This window comes from Ruminococcus sp. YRD2003 (assembly GCA_900109435.1).
GTDB classification, from domain to species: domain Bacteria; phylum Bacillota; class Clostridia; order Oscillospirales; family Ruminococcaceae; genus Ruminococcus; species Ruminococcus flavefaciens_G.
This window is the reverse complement of record FNZT01000013.1, coordinates 112666-134576: the sequence shown is the minus strand read 5'-3', so window position 1 is coordinate 134576 and position 21911 is coordinate 112666. Positions and strand designations below refer to the sequence as shown.

Here is a 21911-nt window from a genome sequence, read left to right as displayed (position 1 = left end):
GCCGCCTTTCAGTTCGAGCGCGCCAACCTTTATTTCATCATATTCTTTCAGCTTGGATATGCCATGACTCTCCATATACCGCTCGAAAACAGCTTCATCGTTGTACGTCCCGCAGCCGAGCTCCTGCGCAAGCTCAGTCAGCTCCGACTTCACCGCGTCGTACTCCCTGCCCGTGAGCTTAGTCATAGTCCGCACAACGCAGCTTTGCTTGTCGTCGCTCGGGTTATAGTAAACGAAATCCATGTCGTTTTCTCCTTTAACTCAGAATTTCTGCCAATGAAGCTGCTTTTCAATGTCGGGAACAAGCTGCTTGGTGCGGAACGCTCCCTCCGCAGCTCTGCCTATACCGATAAAGCACGGTATCATGTATTCTTCGGGAAAGCCCGTAGCTTCCCTCGCCTTCTTCTCCTCATCGCCGAGCGGTATACGCAGGTTGCAGCCGTATCCCTCCGCCGTCGCGGCAAGCCACAGGTTCTCGATGCTGCACCACACCGACGCAAAGCAATTCAGATGTGAAAGATTTGCGGGATGAAGGATATCGACCTTCTTTTCCATCAGCGGAATGATGACCGCCGCTGCATTCATCAGCATACTGTACTGCTTGGGCACGGCAAACTGATAGGCGCTCTTCTGCACAGGGTCGGAGATGAACGTCATATTGTCGACGTCCTTTATCGTCAGATCCTTCGGAACTCCCTCCAGCACTTCACTCATTACCGCCTTATCGGTCACGACGATAAAATGCCAGTCCCTGAAATGGTCGTTTGTCGGAGCCTTAAGCGCTGCCCCGACGATACGCTCAATGACTTCACGCGGGATAGTCTCGTCGGTGAAGTCGCGAACACTGCTTCTGCGGTCGATAGCCTCATAAAATTCCACAGCAGCCCCTCCTCAGAAAATGTCGCTGTAGATCTGCTCGGGCGTGAGGTGGTTGTCTCTCAGCACATCCTCAACTGCATAGCGGTCGAGGAACTCCTTTTTCAGTCCGTAGCAGAACACCTTCATCTCGTCAGCGCCGTAGAACCGCGCTATCTTCTCGCCGAAGCCTCCGTTGAGAATACCGTCCTCGAGGGTTACTACCGTGCCGTGCTCCGCCTTGAGCTGTTCAAGCGTCTCCTCATCTATACCTGTGATATAGCGCGGATTTATGAGCGTGGGAGCCGTACCCGTCCGCTCGGCGATGAGCTTTGCGAGCTCCTCGCCTATCTGATAGAAGTCGCCGAGAGCGATAATGGCAGCTCCCCTGCCCTGCTGAGTTACACGGTACTTGTTGAGCTGACTGTAATCGGTATCAACAGGCTTGTCGGAGTGGATAACACCGTTGCAGGGTATACGTATCGCGACGGGGTACTTGTCCTGCTCTATGCTCCAGTCGAGCATAGAGAAGTATTCCTCGCAGTTTGTGGGCGCGAGGTACACGAGATTGGGTATGTTCGACATCATCGGGATATCATAGATACCGAGGTGCGTGATATCGTGCATACCGTAAACGGACGCCGTATTCACGAGCAGAGTTGCGGGATTGCCGTTGATACAGAGGTCCTGTGATATCTGGTCGTATGTGCGCTGGAAGAAGCTGGAATGCGTCGCAAATACGGGCTTTCCGCCTGCCTTTGCGATACCCGAAGCCATAGCTACGGCGTGCTCCTCCGCGATACCGACGTCCACGAACTGTGCTCCCGCCTCGCGGCGCTTGTCCTCGGTGAATCCGATATTGGTAGGAACAGCCGCAGTTATAGTAACAACGCTCCTGTCCGCCTTCATCTTCTTCATCAGGTAGTCGCAGGTCAGCGAGCTGTAATCCTCGCCGCCGCCTTCCCACAGCTCCTTGCCTGTCTCGGGGTCAAAGGGCATATGCCAGTGCCATTGCTCCTTGTGCGTCTCGGCGAGCTCATATCCCTTGCCCTTGACAGTGTTGATATGCACAGCTATCGGGTGGTCGATGTCCTTGACCTTACTGAAAGCCTCAATGAGCGCGTCGATGTCGTTGCCGTCAGCTACATAGAGATAGTCCAGTCCCATAGCCCTGAAGAGGTTGCACTCACACTTTCCGTCCGACTCGCGCAGAGCCTTCAGATTCGTGTAAAGACCGCCGTGATTCTCGGCAATGGACATATCGTTGTCGTTGACAAGGATAATGAAGTTGCTTCCGAGCTCCGCGGAGAAGTCAATACCCTCGAGAGCCTCGCCGCCGCTGAGTGAGCCGTCTCCGATTATCGCAACGACGTTACCCTCCCCGCCAATAAGGTCGCGGGCCTTGGCAAGTCCGCAGGCAAGGCTGACGGAGGTTGAGGTATGTCCGACATTGAAGAAGTCGTGCTCGCTCTCTTCGGGATTGGTGTAGCCCGATATATCGCCGAAGTGCTCGTCATTGAAGAAAGCGTCCTTGCGCCCCGTGAGCATTTTGTGGGTATAGCACTGGTGTGAGACGTCGAACACGAACTTATCCCGCGGCGAATCGAAAACGTAGTGCAGAGCGATAGTCGCCTCTACGAAGCCGAAATTCGGACCGAAGTGTCCGCCGCGCTTGGAAAGGCGGTTAAGGAGTCCGCTTCTTATCTCGGCAGCAAGTTCAGCCAGCTGACCTTTGTCCAGCGCTTTGATGTCTTTAGGTGAGTTGATCTTCTCAATATACATTGTGTACCTCCCTTGGATTTATTGCAGCAGCCGCAGCGGTCAGCGTCAGATTATCTTGGTCGACCATTCCTCGATATTCCAGATGTTGTCGGCGATATCCATGTAGAATTCAGGCTCGTGGCTCACGATGAGCACGGTGCCCTTGTAGTCTTTTATCGCCTTTTTCAGTGACTCCTTAGCGTCAACGTCGAGGTGGTTCGTCGGCTCGTCGAGGACGAGCAGATTGACCTCTTTCAGCATTATTCTGCAAATTCTTACCTTTGCATTCTCTCCGCCCGAGAGCACTCTCATCTGCGATGTGATATGCTCGGTGGTGAGCCCGCACTGCGCGAGCGCCGCACGCACCTCCGCATTGGTCATCGACGGGTACTCCTCCCATATCACGTCGAGCGCCGTCTTTGCGGTGCTTTCCTCTTCCTGCTCGAAGTAGCCGTACTCCACGAACTGGTCATGCTCGACATAGCCCGAAACAGGCGGTATTATCTTGAGCAGGGTCTTCAGCAGCGTGGACTTTCCAATGCCGTTGACGCCGCGAATAGCTATCTTCTGCCCGTTCTCGACCTTGACCGAGATAGGCTTTGTGAGCGGCTCGTCATAGCCGAGGACAACGTTCTTGCAGTCGATGACAACGCGCCCCGGGGTACGCGCCTTTCTGAACGCAAAAGTCGGCTTGGGCTTCTCGCGCATAAGGGTTATCTTGTCCATTTTGTCGAGCTTCTTCTGCCGCGACTTAGCCATGTTCGTAGTCGCAACGCGAGCCTTGTTGCGGGCGATGAAGTCCTCGAGGTCGGCTATCTCCTTCTGCTGTTTCTCGTAAGCCTGCTCTATCTGCTTCTTTTTCAGCTCGTACATACGCACGAAGTTGTCGTAATCGCCCGTATAGCGCGTCATCACGGCGTTCTCCACATGGTAGACCACATTGATGACGCTGTTCATGAACGGCACATCATGCGACACGAGAATGAACGCATTTTCGTAGTTTTGCAGGAAGTTTGTCAGCCAGCGGATGTGGTTCTCGTCGAGGAAGTTGGTAGGCTCGTCGAGGATAAGTATCATCGGATTTTCGAGCAGCACCTTCGCCAGCAGTACCTTAGCTCTCTGACCGCCCGATAGCTCCGAAACGTCTCTGTCGAGTCCTATCTCGTTCAGTCCGAGACCGTTGGCGTACTCGGATATCTTCGCGTCTATGGTGTAGTAGCCGCTGTAGTCGAGAATGCTCTGTATCTCGCCGACCTCCTCCATGAGCGAGTTCATCTCGTCCTCGGAGCAGTCGGACATCTTCTCATAGAGCGCGAGCATTTCGGCTTCGAGCTCGCTGAGGTGGTCGAACGCCTCACGCAGTACGTCACGGATAGTCTTTCCCTTTGCAAGCGTGCTGTACTGGTCGAGGTAGCCGACCGTGATATGTCTGCACCACTCGACCTTTCCCTCATCGGGCTGGAGCCTGCCCATGATTATGTTCAGGAATGTGGACTTGCCCTCGCCGTTTGCGCCGACGAGTCCGACGTGCTCTCCCTTCAGCAGACGGAACGAAGCGTCGTTGAGTATCTGTCTTGCACCGAATCCGTGCGTAACGTGTTCAACATTAAGTATGCTCATAAATTTCCTCCGAATAGTTATGGTAACATTATACCATATCTCCCGACTATTTACAACACCGAATTTACTTGGTACAATCAATGTGTCCACAACAACTGCCAAAAGGCGTTTGTTGAGGACACGTTACATAACAAAGAGAGGGAAGCTCCGTTACGAAAGAGCTTCCCTCTGTTCATTCAAAAACTTCGCTCACCAGCGTATCATTATCCCACTGCTGACGCTTTTTTCTGCCGTCGGAACAGGTGTAAACGCCTTCACCGTGACGCTTGTCGCTTTTCCATTCGCCCTCGTAGGACTCACCGTTCCTGAAATAAAAAGTACCGTGTCCGTCCTTCAGACTGTTTGAATAGGAGCCCTCATAGCGGTCGCCGCTCTTGTAGGAGAACACACCCTGACCGTGCTTCAGATTGCCTTTCCATTCACCGTCATAGACATCGCCGTTCAGATAGTGGAAGACGCCTCTGCCGCATCGCATATCATCTTCAAATTCGCCGTCATACGACCTTCCGTCAGCGTAGGTGAAAACGCCCTTACCGTGCTTTGCGCCCTCCTTATAGCCGCCTTCGTAGCGGTCGCCGTTAGAATAGGTAAAAACGCCTTTTCCGTGCATATTGCCCGAGAAGTCGATCTCGCCCTCATAAACGCCGTTATCGAATTTGAGTGTTCTTGACGAATCGGGATCGGGAGGCGGAGTACCGCTGATAAGCTTTTCCATGAGTATCTCGTCGTGCTTGTAGAAGCGCTTGTAAACACAGCCGTCGCGCTTGGTAAGCTCGGCATAGCCCTCCAGCAGACCGTCGCGCCATTCGCCCTTGATAACGTCACCGTTTTCAAAGGTAAAAACGCCCTTGCTGTTGTATTTTCCGCGCTTCCAGGTCCCGACGAACTTGGGAGTACCGTTGACATAGTATTCTATGCCTTCGCCCGATTTCCAGCCGTCCTCCCATTCGCCGTCATATTCAAGCCCGCCGTTCTGGTTGAAGGACTTTCCTTTACCGTGGTACTTGTCGTCCTTGAATTCGCCTGCATAGAACAGGGATTTGCTGGTCTCTTCGCCGTCTCCGCGCATCATGTCATAGTACCCCTTGGCGTACTTCTTGCCGAAGCCGCAGAGCTTGCCGTCCTTCCATTCGCCGTCAAACTCTATCTCAAGTTCATTGATAAATACGCCGTGGCCCTCGGGGAGCCTCGACGCCCCCACATGGCCCGAATATGTACCTGTACCGAGAGTCTTGCTTGTATAGCTGATACTGTTAGCGATACCGTGGCTTATTTTTAAAAAGTCTAACATTCCCATATTTTCTTCTCCTTGATGCTTCAGATCTTTGCGGAGAATCTGACGAATTTTATAAATCAGTCGGGCTGGACCCGTATAATAGTCATCTGATATATTGTAACATATTACACCCGCAAAGTCAACAATTAATCAATAAAGCATGAGAATAAACTTTCGGTATTACAACTCAGACCACGAATGATTATACAATGTCATTATGACAAAGCATTCGGAGTATAATGCATAAATCCAAAAAACCGCGAAGCGGAATCCGCGGGGGTCCGGGGTGAGGCTCTCACCCCGGCAGGGGGTGAACCGAGGGGGACGGCGTCCCCCTGAGAAGCAGGCAGGCGAGCGAAGCAAAGCCTGCCGACCGTCCCGTACATTTTCGCCTCGGCGCAGACCGACGAAACACTTACCGCTGCTACACAAAAGATATCCCCCCGCGAAGCGGAAATCCCACCCGCCGAGGGGGACAGCGTCCCCCTCTGAGAAGCAGGCAGGCGAGCGGAGCAAAGCCTGCCGACCGCCCCGTACACCTTCGCCTCGGCGCAGACCGACGAACCATTTACCGATACCATACTGCCGAAGCAATTAAAAAAATATTCTTTTACGCGAGAATTCATGTTATAACCGTTGACTTATTTGGTAGAATCTGCTATAATACAGTCAACAGCACGCAGAAAATAAGTAATTTTGTATTATCACATCTTTTTTCTACAAGCTGTTTATTTTCCAAAACGGAAGGAGTGTTTATATGAGATACCCGAACAACAAGCTGCTGAAACCCGAGAACGGCAAGCTGACACTGTTCAAAAAGGCAGTGGCAGTATGTACTTCTGCTGCGATCACAGCCGTATTTCTCCAGTGCTTGCCGCCAAAAATGCGCTCTTACGCAGAGGCTGTCACAGGCGAGACGACCAATGGCTTCAAGTATTCGATAGAGGGTGAAAAAGTCACAATAACCGGCTGGACAGGCGACAAGGAGACCGTCACCTCGCTGACTGTCCCCGCGACAGTCGAAGGAAAGGCAGTAACCGATATTGGCAGCGGAGCATTTGAAAAGTATCCAAAACTCACAAGCATATCTATCCCCGACACAGTAACGGAACTCGGCTGGGGAGCGTTCGCCTCTTCGGGACTGACATCCATCACACTTCCTGCCGGGATACAGAAGCTGAGCTACTGCGTTTTCTCAAAATGCGAAAACCTCAAGGAGCTAACCCTCCCCAAGGACATTCCCGAGGACGGCATGAGCTGCTCAAGCTTCTATGGAATGGGCACGCTATCCTCTCTTTCCGAATCATGCATAGAGACCCTCATTTTTGAGGACGGTATCGAGAAGATACCTGCTTACTGTGCATACTCTGCTCCTGAACTGAATAAACTCGTTATCCCTGATTCTGTAACAGATATTGGCTCGTATGCATTCTATGACTGCAACAATCTTGTCGACCTCGACTTGCCTTCAAGCATAAATACCATTGAACACCACGCGTTTGACGGCTGCGACGGACTTGAAAAGGTCAACCTGCCAAAGGGTGTCGAGAAAATAGAACACGAAGCATTCGGTTATTGCGACAAACTTACCACGGTCGTGTTACCGTCAACTCTGAAGGAACTCGGAAATGCCACGTTTATCGACGACACTGCGCTGACTTCCGTTACTCTCCCTGAAGGACTGGAAAAAATAGGGATGAAAGCGTTCGAGGGATGCACGAATCTGAAGGAGATAACTATCCCCTCGACAGTAACTGCTGCGAGTTCTGCACTTGAAAAATCATATATCGAAACAGTCCACCTGACAGACGGTATGGTGAAGGTGCCCGATTCTCTGTGTGCTTTCACGGAATATGTTACTAAAATTGATATTCCCGATTCCGTAACATCGCTCGGTTCAAGGCTTTTTGCCAACGCAAAAGGCATCAAGGAATTCACGGTTCCCGCACAGATAACGGAAGGCGACTCTGTCTTCAACAGTTCCTCTCTGGAGACTGTTCATTTTGAGAAAGGTCTCACAAAGATACCGACCAGTTTTTTCTACTCTGCTGAACAACTCGTCGACATAGACTGGACGAGCGACATAACAGAAATAGGTGGACGGGCTTTCATGAGCTGCAAGGCTCTTGAGACCGTCGATATCCCCAACACAGTAAAATCAATCGGCAACTCAGCCTTCTCGTACTGTGAAGGCCTCAAAAGCATACATATCCCCGAGAACGGCTGCAAGATAGGCGCATATCTCTTCTCAGGCTGCACACAGCTTGAGGAAGCATATGTTCCCGCAGGTCTGTACGGAGAGGGCGGCGAAGACACCTACTACCTCCTCTATGATTGTCCGAACCTGAAGAGCGTTACCTTCGGTGACGGCGTCACAGCGATACCAACGGCTTGCTGCCGTGCCTGTGAGGCGCTGACAGAGGTGACCTTCCCCGCGGGGCTTGAGACGATAGGCTATCAGTCATTCCGCAACTGTAAATCTCTCGGCTCTGTTACTATCCCCGATTCTGTTACTGTCATCAGCAGCGAAGCCTTTGAGTTCTGCGAAAACCTGAGAGAGGTCAAGCTTCCTGCCGCACTTACAAATGTCAATTCATATGCATTTAACGGCTGCTCATCACTCTATGAGCTCTCATTCCCGAAGGCGATCACAACGGTCGGCAATGACGCCTTTAATTGCGGTTTACGCGAGGCATGGTTCGAGGACGGCATCGAGGTCATACCCCAAAATGCCCTTGCTAACGCCCATGAGCTTCGGACAGTGCATATCCCGGGTTCCGTCACCCGATTCGGGGACTCCGCATTTTACAGATGCTACGAGCTGGAAACGCTTGATATGCCGTTCGAGGCAGGTGAGCTCCTTCCCACCGAGCATTTTGAAAAGTACACATTTGACGGCTGCAATTCACTGCTCGACGAGCGTGTGATCCCGTTCAAGGGAAACGACACATTCGTCAGCCGTGTAGAAACGGAAACGGCTGAGGGCGGACTTATCAACTATACTATCTACTACACGCTCAACCCCGTATTCAAGGACATTTACAAAAGCGCTCAGATCAGAGTTACCACCAAGGACAGCAACCCTATCCTTGCAAGGAGCCGCCCTGTCGGACTGACGGATGCAGAGCTCGAGAGCGCATATCTGACACGTACATATTTCACTGTCGCAGAGGGTGAAGACAGCGGAGTTTTCAGATTCAGCACAGAGCCGAAGGAAGGTGCCGATACGACTATTGAAGTGTATATGGCAGTCACCTACACCAACGGTTACAGGGAATATGAAAAGCTCATCCCCGCCGACAACGATTCCACTGGCTGGGAGCCCGTAACGCTCACTGCCCCTGCGAACACAAAGGTAGAGGACGGAAAGACCGAATTCGATATATACGGCAGCGCTCCTATCGACTCTGACGTGACGATATATCTCAACGGTGAAGCTGTCGCAACAGCAAAGCCCAATCAGTATACAGGCAAATATACGGCTGCTATCACCGCCGTCGCCGATTATGGCGATACGCTCGAACTCTATGCTCAGTCGGGCGAAAAGAAGTCGGAGACAGCCAATGTCAGCTGCAACAACTATACCAATGAAGTCGTGAAGGTCATCTTCTCTCACTATAACAACCACAAGGAGTATAGCACAGACATCACTGGTGCCTTCAAATACGGTGAAAGACCGCTTCTTGCTATAAATCCCGCTCATTCTCTCGGCTTTGAGGTAACGCTTGCCGACAACGACTGCGAAAGTGTCAGCGTAGCCTCCACGATCAACGGAAATACATCAACGATAGAGCTCAGCTTCAATGAGGAAACAGGCACATGGAAGGGCTCGGGCTTCTTTGATTCGCGCGTTATAGGCACGCTGAGCATACTTGCGGTCCCGCGCAGCATAGATATGACATATTTTGCCGGAACTGATGAAAACGGCAATACTACATTCAGCACCCAGGGCGGAAAGGAACTGTATTCCTCTGCGGTATCGAGCGAGGAGGAAGCCGAGGTCAGAGCCTTTCTTGAAGAAAACCCTATGGAAATCGTTGCAAACGAGAAGGATGTTCTTGCTGTCAAGTTCGTCCCGAAGTATGCTGACGCAGCCAAGGCGGCTAAAGCGGCTCCGCCCGACCTCACACCGCTCTCAAGATATTCAGCGTTACAGAATGCCAATGCCCGTTTTACAGACGTGCCGTCTCTGAATGTACTGACTGTTAATACAGATCACCTCAAGATCGACGGCAAGGAGTATTCAGGCGACGATCTTATCGCAGCCGATACCTTCAAGCTGACCAGACCGTCTGCGACCATACGGCAGCCTGACGGCTCCTATGTCGAGGTCTATGAAATAGCCCTCACACAGGATCAGCTCCCTCTTGCAGACAAGATAATGTACAATATTGCTGTCGGCACACAGAGCGCAGCTGATTTTCTCAAATCCACAGGAACTTCGATAGTAGAAGGCACGATAACTATCGTCAGAAACGTATCGACAGGCGTGAGCAATATCTGTATGCAGATGTATTCATCAACACTTCAGCCGCTGTTCGCGTGGATGGGTGACACCTTCAATTCATTGCTGGTCGAGGGACTAAGCAAGAGCCTCCAGGGATTTGCAAACGGTGCCCTGTATATATTCAGTGTTATCACGACATTTTTTGACCTGTACCATAAGGGCATCGACCTGCAAGATATATGGGATCAGATCGGATTCTCCAAGAATCCGGAGGTAAAGGCGGCAGCCGCCTATCTGAAGACAGTTCTTATGGGCTCTTTGATTGCGCGTTTCATGACTGCCGTATTTGTTCTTTATAGTGGGTTAATAGTTCTTGCTGGTTCAGCAGTCGGAGCAATAGAACTGCTTCCTGCGATAATTATAAGCGCAGTAGTTGCCTTGATCGCATGGACGGTCAATAAAGGACTTGACTATGCAGATGACGGTATCAGGAATAAAGCCTACGCCGTCTCTAATAAAGCAAACCTCAACGTACTGTACGACCCGAGCGGAATAGCCTATGAATGGCTTCCGAGCAATCCTGTCGAAGGTGTGACGGCACAGATATACTATCAGGAAAGCGAGGGAAAGGCCGTGTTGTGGAACGCAGGGGACTACGATCAGGTGAATCCGCAGATCACAGACGATGCAGGCTGGTTCGCGTGGGACGTACCCGAGGGTATGTGGCAGGTACGCATATCCGGAGAGGGATACGAGGACGCAGCGTCAGAATGGCTGCCCGTACTTCCCGTCCAGACCGGAGTCAACATCAAGCTGACCTCCACACTTCCCGCCGAGATAGAGGACGCAGGATACAACGGCGGAAAGGCAGTAGTGAAGTTCTCGAAGCATATGCTCGACAGCACTGTTACCGCGAATAGCCTTGTCCTCATTGACAAGAACGGCAATGCTGTAGACTGCAACATCGCTCCCGTCAAGGAGGAAGGCAATAACACCGAAGCCTCGATGACGTTTATACTGACACCCAAGTCCGAGACCTCACTCGCAGGAGCGGAAATTGGCGTAAAGGCAGACGCGAAGAGCTACGCAGGGATCGCCTGCAAGGAGAGCGGGATGCTCAAACTCAGGGAACTCTCCGTCGAAGAAATGCCGCAGCAGGGGCAGACTGCCGACTATACGCTCGGCGATGTCAACGAAGACGGCAAGATAGACGCCAAGGACGCTTCCCAGATACTTGTTTACTACTCAAAGATGTCGACAGGTGCAGAGGACGACTTCAGCGATACGCAGAAGGCTGCCGCAAATGTCAACAATGACGACAAGATAGACGCCAAGGACGCTTCGTTTATACTTGCCTACTATGCAATGGCTTCGACGGCAACAGGCGATGTCCCGACAATGACAGAGTATATGGCTGCCAAAGCAAGCTGATCAACATAAAAACATACCTCCCGCATTGCTTTGCGGGAGGTATTACATATTTCGCGAAAGGATGTAAGAATAATGAAAAAAAGACCTATTGCGGCATTAGCAGCCGCGCTGATGAGCATTTGTATATGTACACAGCCTTTGCAGATGTGCATTACCGCTGCCGATACTGAAACGGCAGTTGTTTCCGAAATGCCGACATCAGATGAAATGTCCGAGGCAGCCGTAAGCAAGCTGAACGACCTGAATGTACTTTCCGCACTTTTTGCGGGAGCTCCCGCATATACCGAAAAGACCGATGATACCACAACCAACGGACTCCTGCTCAAGGTCACGGACGAACGCTTCCCCACTCTTGAAAAGGTAAAGGACTTCATCAACGCGACCTGCTGCTTCGGCGCAAAAGAAAACTTTGAGTCTCAGCTTGCAGACTGCTTCGCTGAGAAGGACGGAGCTTTGTACGTCAAGAGAAAGCTCACGGACTATTACACAGCCCCGACCTCCGAGGGCGTAACTCTCACTCGTACCGCAGAGACAGAGTTCACCGCTGTGACGAAGGCATTCAGCGAAATGAACGGCTATTGCAAGGCTAAGTTTTACAAGGACAGCGACTGGCTCATAAGTGATTACGGATTCTGTGATTCACCTTTTGATACAAAGTCGATAGTATGCGAGGAGCTTGACAGCCTTAATATGCTTATGGGTGTACTGAATGCGGCTCCCGCCTATACAGACACCGAGGATCAGATCAAAACGGACGGCGATAAAACCTACGTAAGGGTAAAAAACGCACCGTTCAAAACTTACGATGAATTCAAGAGCTATGTCAGATCTATAGCTGCCGCTCCTCTGAGCGATTCGCTCATTGAGCAGGCAGGCAGCAGCTTCATCATTGAAAACGGCAAGCTCTACGTTGAGAACAGAGGCGTCTCATTCCCCGTATTCGATACGCAAGAGGGAGTAGAGCTTAAAGACGAGACCGAGGATTCACTGACCGCTGTCCCGACAGCAATAGATGAGCTTTACGGAAAGAAGAGCGTCTACTTTGTCAAAGCTGACGGCATCTGGCTCATCAAAGGCTATGAAGTCGGCGAGAAGGAGAGCGACCTTCATACAATAGCCAAGCAGAAAATGGACGACCTCTCGACTATTCTGGCAATAATGAACGCCTCCCCGCAGTACACAGAGCCAATAAACGACGAATACGCGAAAATAACCGACACACGTTTCAATATGCTCTATGACTTCCACGTACTTGTCGAGGCAACGGTATACGGCGACCTGAGAAACGACATACTCGTTGAAAGCTCCGAAAACATCGTGGATATCAACGGCAGTCTGTGCGTAAAGAGGACAGGGCGCTCATTTTACATCTTCCGCACTCAGGACGGAGTGGAGCTGTCCGATAAGACCGAAAGCGCCTTCACAGCCACTACCATAGCGGGTGACGAGCTTTACGGAAAGGGAACGGCTGACTTCATATACAGCAGCGGCGAGTGGTACATCACCGATTACAGATTTGGTGGCGAACAGCCTGTCCTGTCGCTCGGTGATAGCAACGGAGACAGCAAGATAGATGCCAAGGACGCCTCATTTGTACTTGTCGAGTATTCAAAGATGTCCACAGGAGCTGACTCGGAGCTCACCGAGGCTCAGAAGGCGGCAGCCGATGTCAACGATGACGGAAAGATAGACGCGAAGGATTCTTCGTATATTCTCTCTTATTATGCATTTGCTTCAACTGCTGCGGGCGATGTCCCGACATTGAAGGAGTATTTGACACAGCAAGCAAACTGACTCCGTAATCGGGCAATAATCAATAAATAAAAAAACCAGCGAAGCGGAATCCGCGGGGGTCCGGGGTGAGGCTCTCACCCCGGCAGGGGGTGGACCGAGGGGGACGGCGTCCCCCTGAGAAGCAGGCAGGCGAGCGAAGCAAAGCCTGCCGACCGCCCCCGTACATTTACGCCTCGGCGCAGCCCGACGAAATACTTCCCGATACTATACAATTTATGTCAAAACTCTCGGCGGGGTTGAACCGAGGGGGACAGCGTCTCCCTGAGAAGCAGGCAGGCGAGCGAAGCAACGCCTGCCGACCGCCCCCGTACATTTACGCCTCGGCGCAGCCGACAAAACATCCACCGATACTAAACAATTTATGTCAAAACTCTCGGCGGGGATAAACCGAAGGGGACGGCGTCCCTCTGAGAAGCAGGCAGGCAAGCGAAGCAACGCCTGCCGACCGCCCCGTACATTTACGCCTCGGCGCAGCCCGACGCAGTATAGAACAAATTTAGCGGTCGGGCGACACCAATCACGAAATCATCGAATTGCGATCTCCGATACAGACGTGACTCTCTCTGCATCTGCGATGTTTGCCCCCCGACATACGGCGCAAGCTTTTCGGCAGTTTTCCCGATGCCGCTGCCGCCGGACGTAGCGAAGATATGCAGCGTTTTTCCCTTCCAGTCATAGCCCTTGCAGAACGTGTTCACCACATTGGGCGCGCCATAATACCAGATAGGGAAACCGAGATAGACCGTGTCATACTCGTCCCAGTTCCCGATCTTACCGACAACGGGAACATCCTTCTTGCCGAGCTTTTCCTTATTGCATCTTGCGAGCGGATTTGTCCACTTGATGTCGGCAGCGGTGTATGGCTGTTCAGGCTTGATCTCGAAAATATCCGCACCCAGCTCAGCTGCAAGTTCCTCTGCGATTTTTCTTGTTTTTCCTGTTTCGGCGCTGAAATAGATAACGATAGACTTCATAGATCGCTCCTCCTTATTTTACAGATATGTGACCGTCTCCGACAGAGGCTTCCTGCTGTCGTGATTCGGCAGCGGACCGCCCCCTCTGCGGCATATCCCAGATCCAGAACACGCCCCGCGTACCAGCTCAGGAAGGTACCGCTCACTGCGGAAGCGATGACGATGATCTTCATGATACAGGACAGTATTTTTTTCATCGGAGAAAAACTGTTCATAGCCGCCTCAGGATCAGGGCAGGAATTTTCCTGATGCCAGATAAAGAACATACCAGTCATGATGTGACAGCTTGACCTTCACGGCATCGCAGGTGTCCCTGATATGCTCAGGATTCATAGTTCCGATGATCGCCTGCATCTTCGCAGGGTGACGGAGTATCCATGCAATGGCAACGGCAGCTTTTGACACGCCTTCCCTCTCCGCTATCTCGGCAAGCGCCTTGTTCAGCTCGGGAAAATCGGGATTGTCAATGAACGTTCCGCCAAACATTCCGAACTGGAGTGGCGACCACGCCTGTATAGTGATGTCGTTCAGACGGCAGTGATCCAGTACAGAGCCGTCACGGTTCACGGAAAGATCGGTCGTCTTGTTGTTCATATAAAGTGCCTGATCAATGAGCTGAGACTGTTCCAGTGAAAGCTGCACCTGATTGAAAACAAGAGGCTGCTTCACATATTTTTTCAGCAGTTCGATCTGCAAGGGCATCAGGTTGCTGACGCCGAAATGGCGTACCTTTCCGGACTTTTCGAGCGTATCGAAAGCCTCTGCGACTTCTTCGGGATCAAACAGCAGATCGGGTCTGTGCAGCAACAGAGCATCCAGATATCCGACATTCAGACGGCGCAGGCTGTCATCGACACTGGACAGGATATTCTCTTTCGTCCAGTCAAATTCATTTCTGTCAAAGCAGAGTCCGCACTTGCTCTGGATATAGATGTCCTCACGCCTGATACCTGTCAGCGGAAAAGCCTGTGCGAAGCGCTCCTCTGCCTCACCGTTTCCGTAGCAAGTGGCGTGGTCGAAAAAGTTGATACCGCAGTCATAAGCAGTGCGGATGACCTTAGCTGCATCTTCTTTTGACAATGCAGGCATTCTCATGCAGCCCTGAATGATCGCAGAAACATTCTGCGGACCGTTTACAATATTGAGATTTTTCATACATGACCTCCTACTATATTTTTACAGTGTAACCGTTGCGATATACTCTGTATCCTTACCAACAGCGGTCTCAGGCTTTTCAAAGCTCAGCGTTCCGCCCGCAATGCTCATAAAGTGACATATCGCTATCCCGACATCGACCTTCTGCACGTCCCACGCAGCACCGCCGCTTGCGAGAGTATGCTTCTCATAGAAATGATAGTCATTTCCGCACTTTACGATACGCCACGGCTGCTTGTTGACAGCCGACGGAGCAAGTCTAACAGCTTCAAGAGCATTCCGTACCGTGACATCATCGCAGCGCAGCGGAGTGCCGAGATCGTTTTCAAAGAACAGCTCCTCGCTTTTTATGCGCTTATCCGCTCTTATAGCAGTACGCATACCTATCTCTTTGATAGAGCGTTTCTTTGCAGGATAACCGAGCGGACTGATACAGGGCATGATCTCCCCTTCTCTGACGCCCGCCTCCTTCTCAAACTGCTCACGCTTCATCGTGCCGCCGATCCATGTTGTGCCTATTCCGAGTGACCAAGCATAGAGCACCATTTTCTCGAAAGAGTACCCGAAAGCCTCCGCGCAGTGTTCCGTCTTAGGTACCTTCCCAGCAATATAGAGATGTTCGCCCTGAATGACAGGACTGGAAAGGCTGTGTTCTTTGGCATCAAGCAGAACAAATCCCACAGGGACACCAAACGGGTTTGTGATCGTTTCGATATATTCCGTCAGCTTCTTGATGTCGTTTTCTGTTACAGCATTTCCGTCAAAAGTGCGCACACTTTTTCTTGTCCTGATGAGTTCCATCATATCCATAGTCAGCACCTCTTATTTACCTTATCACGGTCTTATTGTGAACGGTCGGAAGTCAGCTCGAGCAGTTCATAAAGCAGATCATAAAGCAGTCTGGCTTTTTCGGGAGCGATATTGACGCATTTCCCGACCTGAAGCGGGATATCCTTTGCCTTCTCCTGAAGCATCCTTCCTTTTTCTGTCAGAGTGATGATAAACGAACGCTCATCGGCAGTGCTCTGGCTCTTTTCGATATACCCCTGCTGCCGCAGCTTTTTCAAAACAGGGGATAATGTCCCGCTGTCAAGCATAAGTCTCTTGCAGATCTCTCCGACAGTCAGACCGTCTTTCTCCCACAGCACAAGGAAAAGGATGTACTGAGTGTAGGTCAGACCAAGCGGTTTAAGATACGGTGTATAAGCTGAGGTTATAGCACGCGCAGCCGCATAGATCGGGAAACACAGCTGATTGTCAAGCTTCATGGCCTCTTTGTAGTCATACTCCAAGTGAATGCACCTCCGTACATAATATCTGTCGCAACTATATTGTATCAAATATATCCGCGTTTGTCAAGGGGTACAAAGTTTTTTTCAAAAAAAGCAGATATTTATTGCCAAAGCGATAAATAAAAAAACCGCGAAGCGGAATCCGCGGGGGTCCGGGGTGAGGCTCTCACCCCGGCAGGGGGTGAACCGAGGGGGACAGCGTCCCCCTGAGAAGCAGGCAGGCGAGCGAAGCAATGCCTGCCGACCGCCCCGTACATTTACGCCTCGGCGCAGCCCGACGAAACACTTCCCGATACTATACAAAAATAACCCCACCCGCGAAGCGGAAATTCCCTCCTCCGAGGGGGACAGCGCCCCCCCTCTGAGAAGCAGGCAGGCGAGCGAAGCAATGCCTGCCGACCGCCCCATACATCTTCACCTCGGCGCAGCCGACGAAACATCTGCCGATATTCCGCCGAGGCAGCAGCAGAGGTATGTCTCCTTGCCCTCACTTCAGGATATTCACTTCCGCCGTGACCATACCTCCGCCGCTCGGAGCGTTGTCAATGGTGATACTGCCGCCGAGCTTTCGGCAGAGCAGCCAGCAGATATACAGACCGAGCCCGAAGTGCGTTTTGTCCTCCTCGCTCTCATCGCGATAAAAGGGCTTCCACGCCTGCCTCATCGCGTCCTCGGAGAAACCGCAGCCGTCGTCGGTGACGATTATTTTCAGCGAGCTTTCACCCAGCTCCGCGCTGCACCTGACAAACGTTTTCGTATAATGCAGCGCATTGGAAACGAGGTTGAGGAATACCTCCATTACAAGCTCGGAATCCGTATATACGAGCCGTTCGCCGTCCCCGTCCGAACCGAAAACGAGCTTCTCGCCGCACAGCAGCCCGCCGCTCTCGGAGATATGCCTGCACAGCTCAGCGAAAGGCACGGGTTTTACATCGGGGATGATATCCTCGAGCTTGTTCACGCCGCTCATTTTCTCGGTGTAGCTTTTCAGCCTTTCGACCTGTCCCGCCATTTTCGTGAGCATCTCCGCCTGCTTCTCGGGACTCAGCCTCCCGCCGCACTGCTCTATCAGCTCAGTATAGCCGCTGAGCACAGTTATCGGCGTTCGGAGGTCGTGCGCGAAGGCGGAATTGAGCCTCTTGCGCTCCTCGAGTGCCTTCCACAGGCTGTAGTTGCTGTCGTAGAGACTGCACCGCATATCCTCGAAAGAGCCGCACAGCCTGCCGAGCTCGTTGTCAGTCGGACACTCGACCCTGAAGTCGAGCTCGTCGCTGCGTATCCTGTCGGACGCCTCCACCAGCGTATCCACAGGCGGCTGTATCTCTCTGCGAATGAAGATGTGCGCCGTGACCCACAGACACGCCCCCGCCCATAACGGCACGAGAACTATCCGCAGATAGTAGCACAGCTCGGAGATAAGATAGAATTTGCCTGCCAAAGCATCTTTGCCGTACATCGCGCTATTGCCGTAGAATACGTTTAAGAACCACATCTGCAAATAGCTTGACACCGCCTCTATTATGAAGCCGCCTGCCGCACATACGATGACACACGGCACGAGATACACCAACAATGCGGACGCGAGCGTCCTTTTCTTTATTTTATCCATTTATAGCCCATACCCCAAACAGTCCCGAGGTGAGGATCCTCGCCGTATTTTGCAAGCTTTGCCCTCAGTCTGCGGACGTGCTCCGCGACGACCGAGCTGTCTCCCTCCGCGTCGTAGCCCCATATTTTCTCATAGATACGCTCCTTGTCGAATGTCTGTCCCATATTGAGCGAGAGCAGCTCAACGATGCCGTACTCCTTCTTCGTGAGGTCGACTCTCTCGCCGCCCACACTGACCGACCTCTCGGTGTAGTTTACGACGGTATTGCCGAAGAACCGCACATTTGCCGATGCAGCCGAACGCTGCTCGCGGCGGAGGTGCGCGGCGATACGCGCCCCGAGCTCATCGAGCGAAAACGGCTTGATTATATAGTCATCCCCGCCCGCAGCAAAACCGCTTATCTTGTCGGAGTCCTCCACGCGTGCGGTGAGGAACAGTATCGGGCAGTTAATATGCTCCCTGAGCCTTGAACAGACCTCAAACCCGTTCATTTCGGGCATATTGACATCGAGCAGTATCAGGTCTGGGGCATTCGAGGCAGCCTCGACCGCCTCCGCCCCGTTATTAGCGGTGAACACACAGTAGCCGCTTAGCTCGAGGTAGTCCTTGAGCAGGCTCACGACGTCCTTTTCATCGTCAGCAACGAGTATCTTGTACATATCTTCACTTCCTTGCCACTATATATCATAAAAGCGAAGCGTTATGATATAATTGCCCGATATGCAGGAAGCAGATCTTTGATCTGCGTATCTGCAAGGGCATTTTGATAAATATAATGTATGCTTTGCATACATTATATCATAATTCTGTCCAAACGGCAAGCCACGCGGGAATAAACTCCCGTTTTGTACAGCTATGCCGCGAAACCGCCCGCGGGGGCACCCCGTGCCGCTCAGCGTTCATTCTTCGCGAGCCTGCGGTATATCATAGCCGCTGCAATGAGCACAGCTCCCGACACCGCGAGCACAGGCTTGCATCCCTTTATCCCGTAAGTCATCGACATGAGGAAGAACCTTCCCAGCTCCTTTCGCAGGAAGAGGTTCATCACCACATACATAAGCGACACCATATATCCGACGATGACGTTATCGGTCACCGCCGCGCAGAAGAAACCGAGAGCCCCCACCGCGAATGCCCCCGCAAGAGCGCCCGCGCACATCTTCACGGTGACGTCGCACTCATTGTACCGCATATACCCGCCGAGCGCGAATATCAGCACCGCGAGCAGCACGAACGAGCAGAGCAGACGCATACCCGTCACGATATGGCGGCTCATTTTTTTTGCGCGCACTGTCTCGAGAATGCACTCGTTCTGCTCGGGAGCAAGTATCGGCGTGAACAGGATTATCCCCATAAGGAGTGGCATTAACTCCAGCGGCTGAGCCGACATCTGCGCGGTGAGCTCCGCGAGCCCGAATATAACGGGCGAGATGAGGAGCACCCCCGCGGCTGCGAGATAATGCGGCAGGAAATTATGCCTTGCGTCTGAATAAACTATCCTTGCCAAACAGCCTGATGCCATTGAAACGCCCTCCCCTCTTTGCGCTGTAGACTGCGACCGCGAGCAGCATCAACACCAGTGATATGACAGTCCAGAACACGCGGCTGAATATGAAATTGCCCTGCTCCGCGAGGAACACGTCCCTCCCAAACGGCGTATTGTGTCGGACGACCAGCGTAAACCTGTCCAGACCGCCCGAAAGCTCCAGCGAGCCAGCCATTACGGAGTAGAACCATATCGCAAGCTGCGAGAGTATCGCGACAGGCGACGAGAATATCTCCGTCACGAGCACTCCGACCGCCGTCGTGAGCATGAGGTTCGGCAGCAGCCATATCGTCGGGAGCGTGAAAAACGCGAGCATATCCATAGAGTGCCCCTTGTAGACAACGAGCGCCTGTATCAGTGAGAGGATCATCATGGCGAGAACAGGTATAGCCATAGTGAACAGCAGAGCCGCATACCGCGTGAACACGAGCCTGCACGAGCTGATACTGCGCGAGTAGACGAGCTCCTGCATACGGCGCTTCTTGTCCGCGGCAGTCAGCCACGCGGCTGTGAATACAGGCAGTATCGCGAGGCAAATGCCAGCATAGTCGCAAAAAAGCCTTGCAAGACCGCGCGTTATCTTGTCCTCCTTGTAAAAATCGTCCTGCTCCGCCTTAATATCCTCCTCCGCCATGGGGACAAGCGAAAACGAGTACATGAGTCCCTCGGGATTGTATATCGAGCCTCCGCCGACAATATCGTCCACGTCAGCCATTATCTCGATGAAACGGTCATATGAAAAGCCCTCCTTCACGGGGATATCATGGAATTCGTATAGCTCCTTTGTGGAGAAGCCCTCAAAGTAGGGATCACTCTTTTTGAGCAGCTTATCGAACTCCTCGCCGCTGACTCCCGTGATCTCCTCGAGGTAGCTCCTGATTTTCACACGCTTTTTCTCTTTGAGGTGGACAGCCTTGTAGAAGCCGTATGGATAGCATTCGTACCTGTTCGACGCAAAATCGCCCATGAGAGAGTTCGTCGCGCCGTCCATGATGCGGTCGTGGTCTTCGACCGCAATGAGCCCCTGTCCGCTGCAAGACACCTCATCGGAGCAGTCCGTCCAGTAATTCGTGAAGAAGAACAGCAGCGATATAACGCAGTAGACGATGAAAGCCGCCGAGCAGACTATCTTTTTGCATTCATGTCTGAACAGCATTACTCCTCACCGCCTTTCACGCTGCACCCATTCGAGCGCAGGCAGTACATATACGCGCCCTCGAGGTCGGGCTCTATCAGGACAGCATTAGGCAGGTCGGGCTCGGCATCGGAAACGATCGTAACGGTCGTATACTCCGCCTGCGCCACCATTCCCGTGACGATGTACTCCTTCTTTATCTGAGCCATATACTGCTTCTCGATATTGGCGGTATAGACATGACCGCGCGCATTCTCCAGCAGCTCGCGCACAGTCCCGCAGCGGAGGATCCTTCCCTCGTCCATAATGGCGATCTTCTCGCAGGTGGACTCAACGTCGCCGACGATATGGGTCGAAAGGATAACGATGCGCTCCTCGGCGGTCTCGCACAGCAGATTGCGGAAGCGTATGCGCTCCTCGGGGTCGAGCCCCGCCGTCGGCTCATCAACTATGAGCACCTTCGGGTCGTGGAGCAGAGCCTGCGCGATACCGAGCCTGCGCTTCATACCGCCCGAGAGCTGCTTGACCTTTTTGTTCCTGTGCTCGCAGAGGTTTACACGTTTCAGCATCTCCTCCACGCGCTTTCTGCGCTCTTTAGAAGGTATCCCCGAGAGCGCGCCGAGGTAGTCGAGCGCCTCGTCGGTGCGCATATTCGGGTACATGGAGAAATCCTGCGGCAGATAGCCTATCATCGCGCGTATCTTCGCCGCCTCCCCGACGGGAACACCGCACACCGTTACCTCGCCGCTCTTCTTTTGATGGAGTGCGGCAATAGTTTTCATCAGAGTAGTTTTGCCCGCACCGTTTCTCCCGAGCAGCCCGAACATCCCCTGCTCTATCGTGAGGTCGATGTCGAAGAGAGCCTGCTTTCTTCCGTAGAACTTATTCAGTTTTTTGATAACGATATTGTTGTCCATAAAGACACTCCTTTCCTGCTTTGATAACATCATAACAGTCAAATTTCAACTTTTTATCTGATTTTATCATTTTTCCGAAAAAGCTGTCACAGCCGAAAG

16 protein-coding genes and 1 pseudogene are annotated in these 21911 nt (G+C 52.3%); 2 read left to right on the top strand and 15 right to left on the bottom strand.

All coding sequences use genetic code 11. The features are described 5' to 3' along the window. The 5 genes and pseudogenes from BMX22_RS12155 to BMX22_RS12135 all read right to left on the bottom strand — a co-directional run. Positions 1 to 243: pseudogene (locus BMX22_RS12155) on the bottom strand (hypothetical protein); the annotation flags it as partial. 18 nt (positions 244 to 261) lie between these two features. Continuing rightward, complete coding sequence (locus BMX22_RS12150) at positions 262 to 879, bottom strand: nitroreductase family protein (RefSeq protein WP_074742702.1); 618 nt, start codon at positions 877 to 879, stop codon at positions 262 to 264. Positions 880 to 891: 12 nt separating this feature from the next. Beyond that, on the bottom strand, positions 892 to 2637 hold the full coding sequence (locus tag BMX22_RS12145) for a 1-deoxy-D-xylulose-5-phosphate synthase (RefSeq protein WP_074742701.1): 1746 nt from the start codon (positions 2635 to 2637) through the stop codon (positions 892 to 894). Positions 2638 to 2682: 45 nt separating this feature from the next. Next, a complete protein-coding gene (locus BMX22_RS12140; RefSeq protein ID WP_074742700.1) occupies positions 2683 to 4236 on the bottom strand; it encodes an ABC-F family ATP-binding cassette domain-containing protein in 1554 nt (517 codons plus the stop codon). Positions 4237 to 4408: 172 nt separating this feature from the next. Next, a complete protein-coding gene (locus tag BMX22_RS12135) occupies positions 4409 to 5533 on the bottom strand; it encodes an MORN repeat-containing protein (RefSeq protein WP_074742699.1) in 1125 nt (374 codons plus the stop codon). Between the two features lie 736 nt (positions 5534 to 6269). On the opposite strand from BMX22_RS12135, the gene BMX22_RS12130 reads away from it, so the two are divergent. After that, positions 6270 to 11390 carry a leucine-rich repeat protein gene (locus BMX22_RS12130; protein WP_074742698.1) on the top strand — a complete coding sequence of 1707 codons (5121 nt, stop codon included), beginning with the start codon at positions 6270 to 6272 and terminating at the stop codon, positions 11388 to 11390. A 72-nt stretch (positions 11391 to 11462) separates the two neighbouring features. Beyond that, positions 11463 to 13184: a dockerin type I domain-containing protein gene (locus tag BMX22_RS15895; RefSeq protein WP_081349198.1), complete on the top strand. Its 1722-nt coding sequence runs from the start codon at positions 11463 to 11465 to the stop codon at positions 13182 to 13184. A 458-nt stretch (positions 13185 to 13642) separates the two neighbouring features. Here BMX22_RS15895 and BMX22_RS12120 read toward each other — a convergent pair whose 3' ends face one another. The 10 genes from BMX22_RS12120 to BMX22_RS12080 form a co-directional block, all read right to left on the bottom strand. Then, complete coding sequence (locus BMX22_RS12120; RefSeq protein WP_074742697.1) at positions 13643 to 14158, bottom strand: flavodoxin; 516 nt, start codon at positions 14156 to 14158, stop codon at positions 13643 to 13645. Continuing rightward, positions 14155 to 14373, bottom strand: a complete 219-nt coding sequence (locus BMX22_RS16905) for a hypothetical protein (protein ID WP_318259736.1) — start codon at positions 14371 to 14373, stop codon at positions 14155 to 14157. The genes BMX22_RS12120 and BMX22_RS16905 overlap by 4 nt, the downstream gene beginning before the upstream one ends. A gap of 13 nt (positions 14374 to 14386) precedes the next feature. Then, a complete protein-coding gene (locus BMX22_RS12115; protein WP_074742696.1) occupies positions 14387 to 15313 on the bottom strand; it encodes an aldo/keto reductase in 927 nt (308 codons plus the stop codon). Positions 15314 to 15334: 21 nt separating this feature from the next. After that, positions 15335 to 16123, bottom strand: coding sequence for a nitroreductase family protein (locus tag BMX22_RS12110; protein ID WP_074742695.1), 789 nt, complete (start codon positions 16121 to 16123; stop codon positions 15335 to 15337). 32 nt (positions 16124 to 16155) lie between these two features. Then, a complete protein-coding gene (locus BMX22_RS12105) occupies positions 16156 to 16605 on the bottom strand; it encodes a MarR family winged helix-turn-helix transcriptional regulator (protein WP_074742694.1) in 450 nt (149 codons plus the stop codon). A gap of 487 nt (positions 16606 to 17092) precedes the next feature. Beyond that, on the bottom strand, positions 17093 to 18214 hold the full coding sequence (locus BMX22_RS12100; RefSeq protein WP_074742693.1) for a HAMP domain-containing sensor histidine kinase: 1122 nt from the start codon (positions 18212 to 18214) through the stop codon (positions 17093 to 17095). Then, the gene (locus BMX22_RS12095) at positions 18202 to 18873 is read right to left on the bottom strand and encodes a response regulator transcription factor (protein WP_074742692.1); all 672 of its coding nucleotides are present in this window, start codon (positions 18871 to 18873) and stop codon (positions 18202 to 18204) included. The genes BMX22_RS12100 and BMX22_RS12095 overlap by 13 nt, the downstream gene beginning before the upstream one ends. Before the next feature lie 233 nt (positions 18874 to 19106). After that, entirely contained in the window at positions 19107 to 19736 is a 630-nt protein-coding gene (locus tag BMX22_RS12090) for a hypothetical protein (protein WP_143055530.1), read from the bottom strand. Next, positions 19687 to 20916 (bottom strand): ABC transporter permease, encoded by a 1230-nt coding sequence (locus BMX22_RS12085; RefSeq protein ID WP_074742690.1) that lies wholly within the window; start codon positions 20914 to 20916, stop codon positions 19687 to 19689. The genes BMX22_RS12090 and BMX22_RS12085 overlap by 50 nt, the downstream gene beginning before the upstream one ends. Then, entirely contained in the window at positions 20916 to 21812 is an 897-nt protein-coding gene (locus BMX22_RS12080; protein WP_074742689.1) for an ABC transporter ATP-binding protein, read from the bottom strand. The genes BMX22_RS12085 and BMX22_RS12080 overlap by 1 nt, the downstream gene beginning before the upstream one ends. Positions 21813 to 21911 lie beyond the last annotated feature (99 nt).

What these genes read in the sequence shown, in the direction of transcription:
- BMX22_RS12145 (WP_074742701.1), bottom strand. Translation starts at nt 2,637, where the DNA reads ATGTATATTGAGAAGATCAACTCACCTAAAGACATCAAAGCGCTGGAC.
- BMX22_RS12140 (WP_074742700.1), bottom strand. Translation starts at nt 4,236, where the DNA reads ATGAGCATACTTAATGTTGAACACGTTACGCACGGATTCGGTGCAAGA.
- BMX22_RS12135 (WP_074742699.1), bottom strand. Translation starts at nt 5,533, where the DNA reads ATGGGAATGTTAGACTTTTTAAAAATAAGCCACGGTATCGCTAACAGT.
- BMX22_RS12130 (WP_074742698.1), top strand. Translation starts at nt 6,270, where the DNA reads ATGAGATACCCGAACAACAAGCTGCTGAAACCCGAGAACGGCAAGCTG.
- BMX22_RS15895 (WP_081349198.1), top strand. Translation starts at nt 11,463, where the DNA reads ATGAAAAAAAGACCTATTGCGGCATTAGCAGCCGCGCTGATGAGCATT.
- BMX22_RS12120 (WP_074742697.1), bottom strand. Translation starts at nt 14,158, where the DNA reads ATGAAGTCTATCGTTATCTATTTCAGCGCCGAAACAGGAAAAACAAGA.
- BMX22_RS16905 (WP_318259736.1), bottom strand. Translation starts at nt 14,373, where the DNA reads ATGAACAGTTTTTCTCCGATGAAAAAAATACTGTCCTGTATCATGAAG.
- BMX22_RS12115 (WP_074742696.1), bottom strand. Translation starts at nt 15,313, where the DNA reads ATGAAAAATCTCAATATTGTAAACGGTCCGCAGAATGTTTCTGCGATC.
- BMX22_RS12110 (WP_074742695.1), bottom strand. Translation starts at nt 16,123, where the DNA reads ATGGATATGATGGAACTCATCAGGACAAGAAAAAGTGTGCGCACTTTT.
- BMX22_RS12100 (WP_074742693.1), bottom strand. Translation starts at nt 18,214, where the DNA reads ATGGATAAAATAAAGAAAAGGACGCTCGCGTCCGCATTGTTGGTGTAT.
- BMX22_RS12095 (WP_074742692.1), bottom strand. Translation starts at nt 18,873, where the DNA reads ATGTACAAGATACTCGTTGCTGACGATGAAAAGGACGTCGTGAGCCTG.
- BMX22_RS12090 (WP_143055530.1), bottom strand. Translation starts at nt 19,736, where the DNA reads ATGGCATCAGGCTGTTTGGCAAGGATAGTTTATTCAGACGCAAGGCAT.
- BMX22_RS12085 (WP_074742690.1), bottom strand. Translation starts at nt 20,916, where the DNA reads ATGCTGTTCAGACATGAATGCAAAAAGATAGTCTGCTCGGCGGCTTTC.
- BMX22_RS12080 (WP_074742689.1), bottom strand. Translation starts at nt 21,812, where the DNA reads ATGGACAACAATATCGTTATCAAAAAACTGAATAAGTTCTACGGAAGA.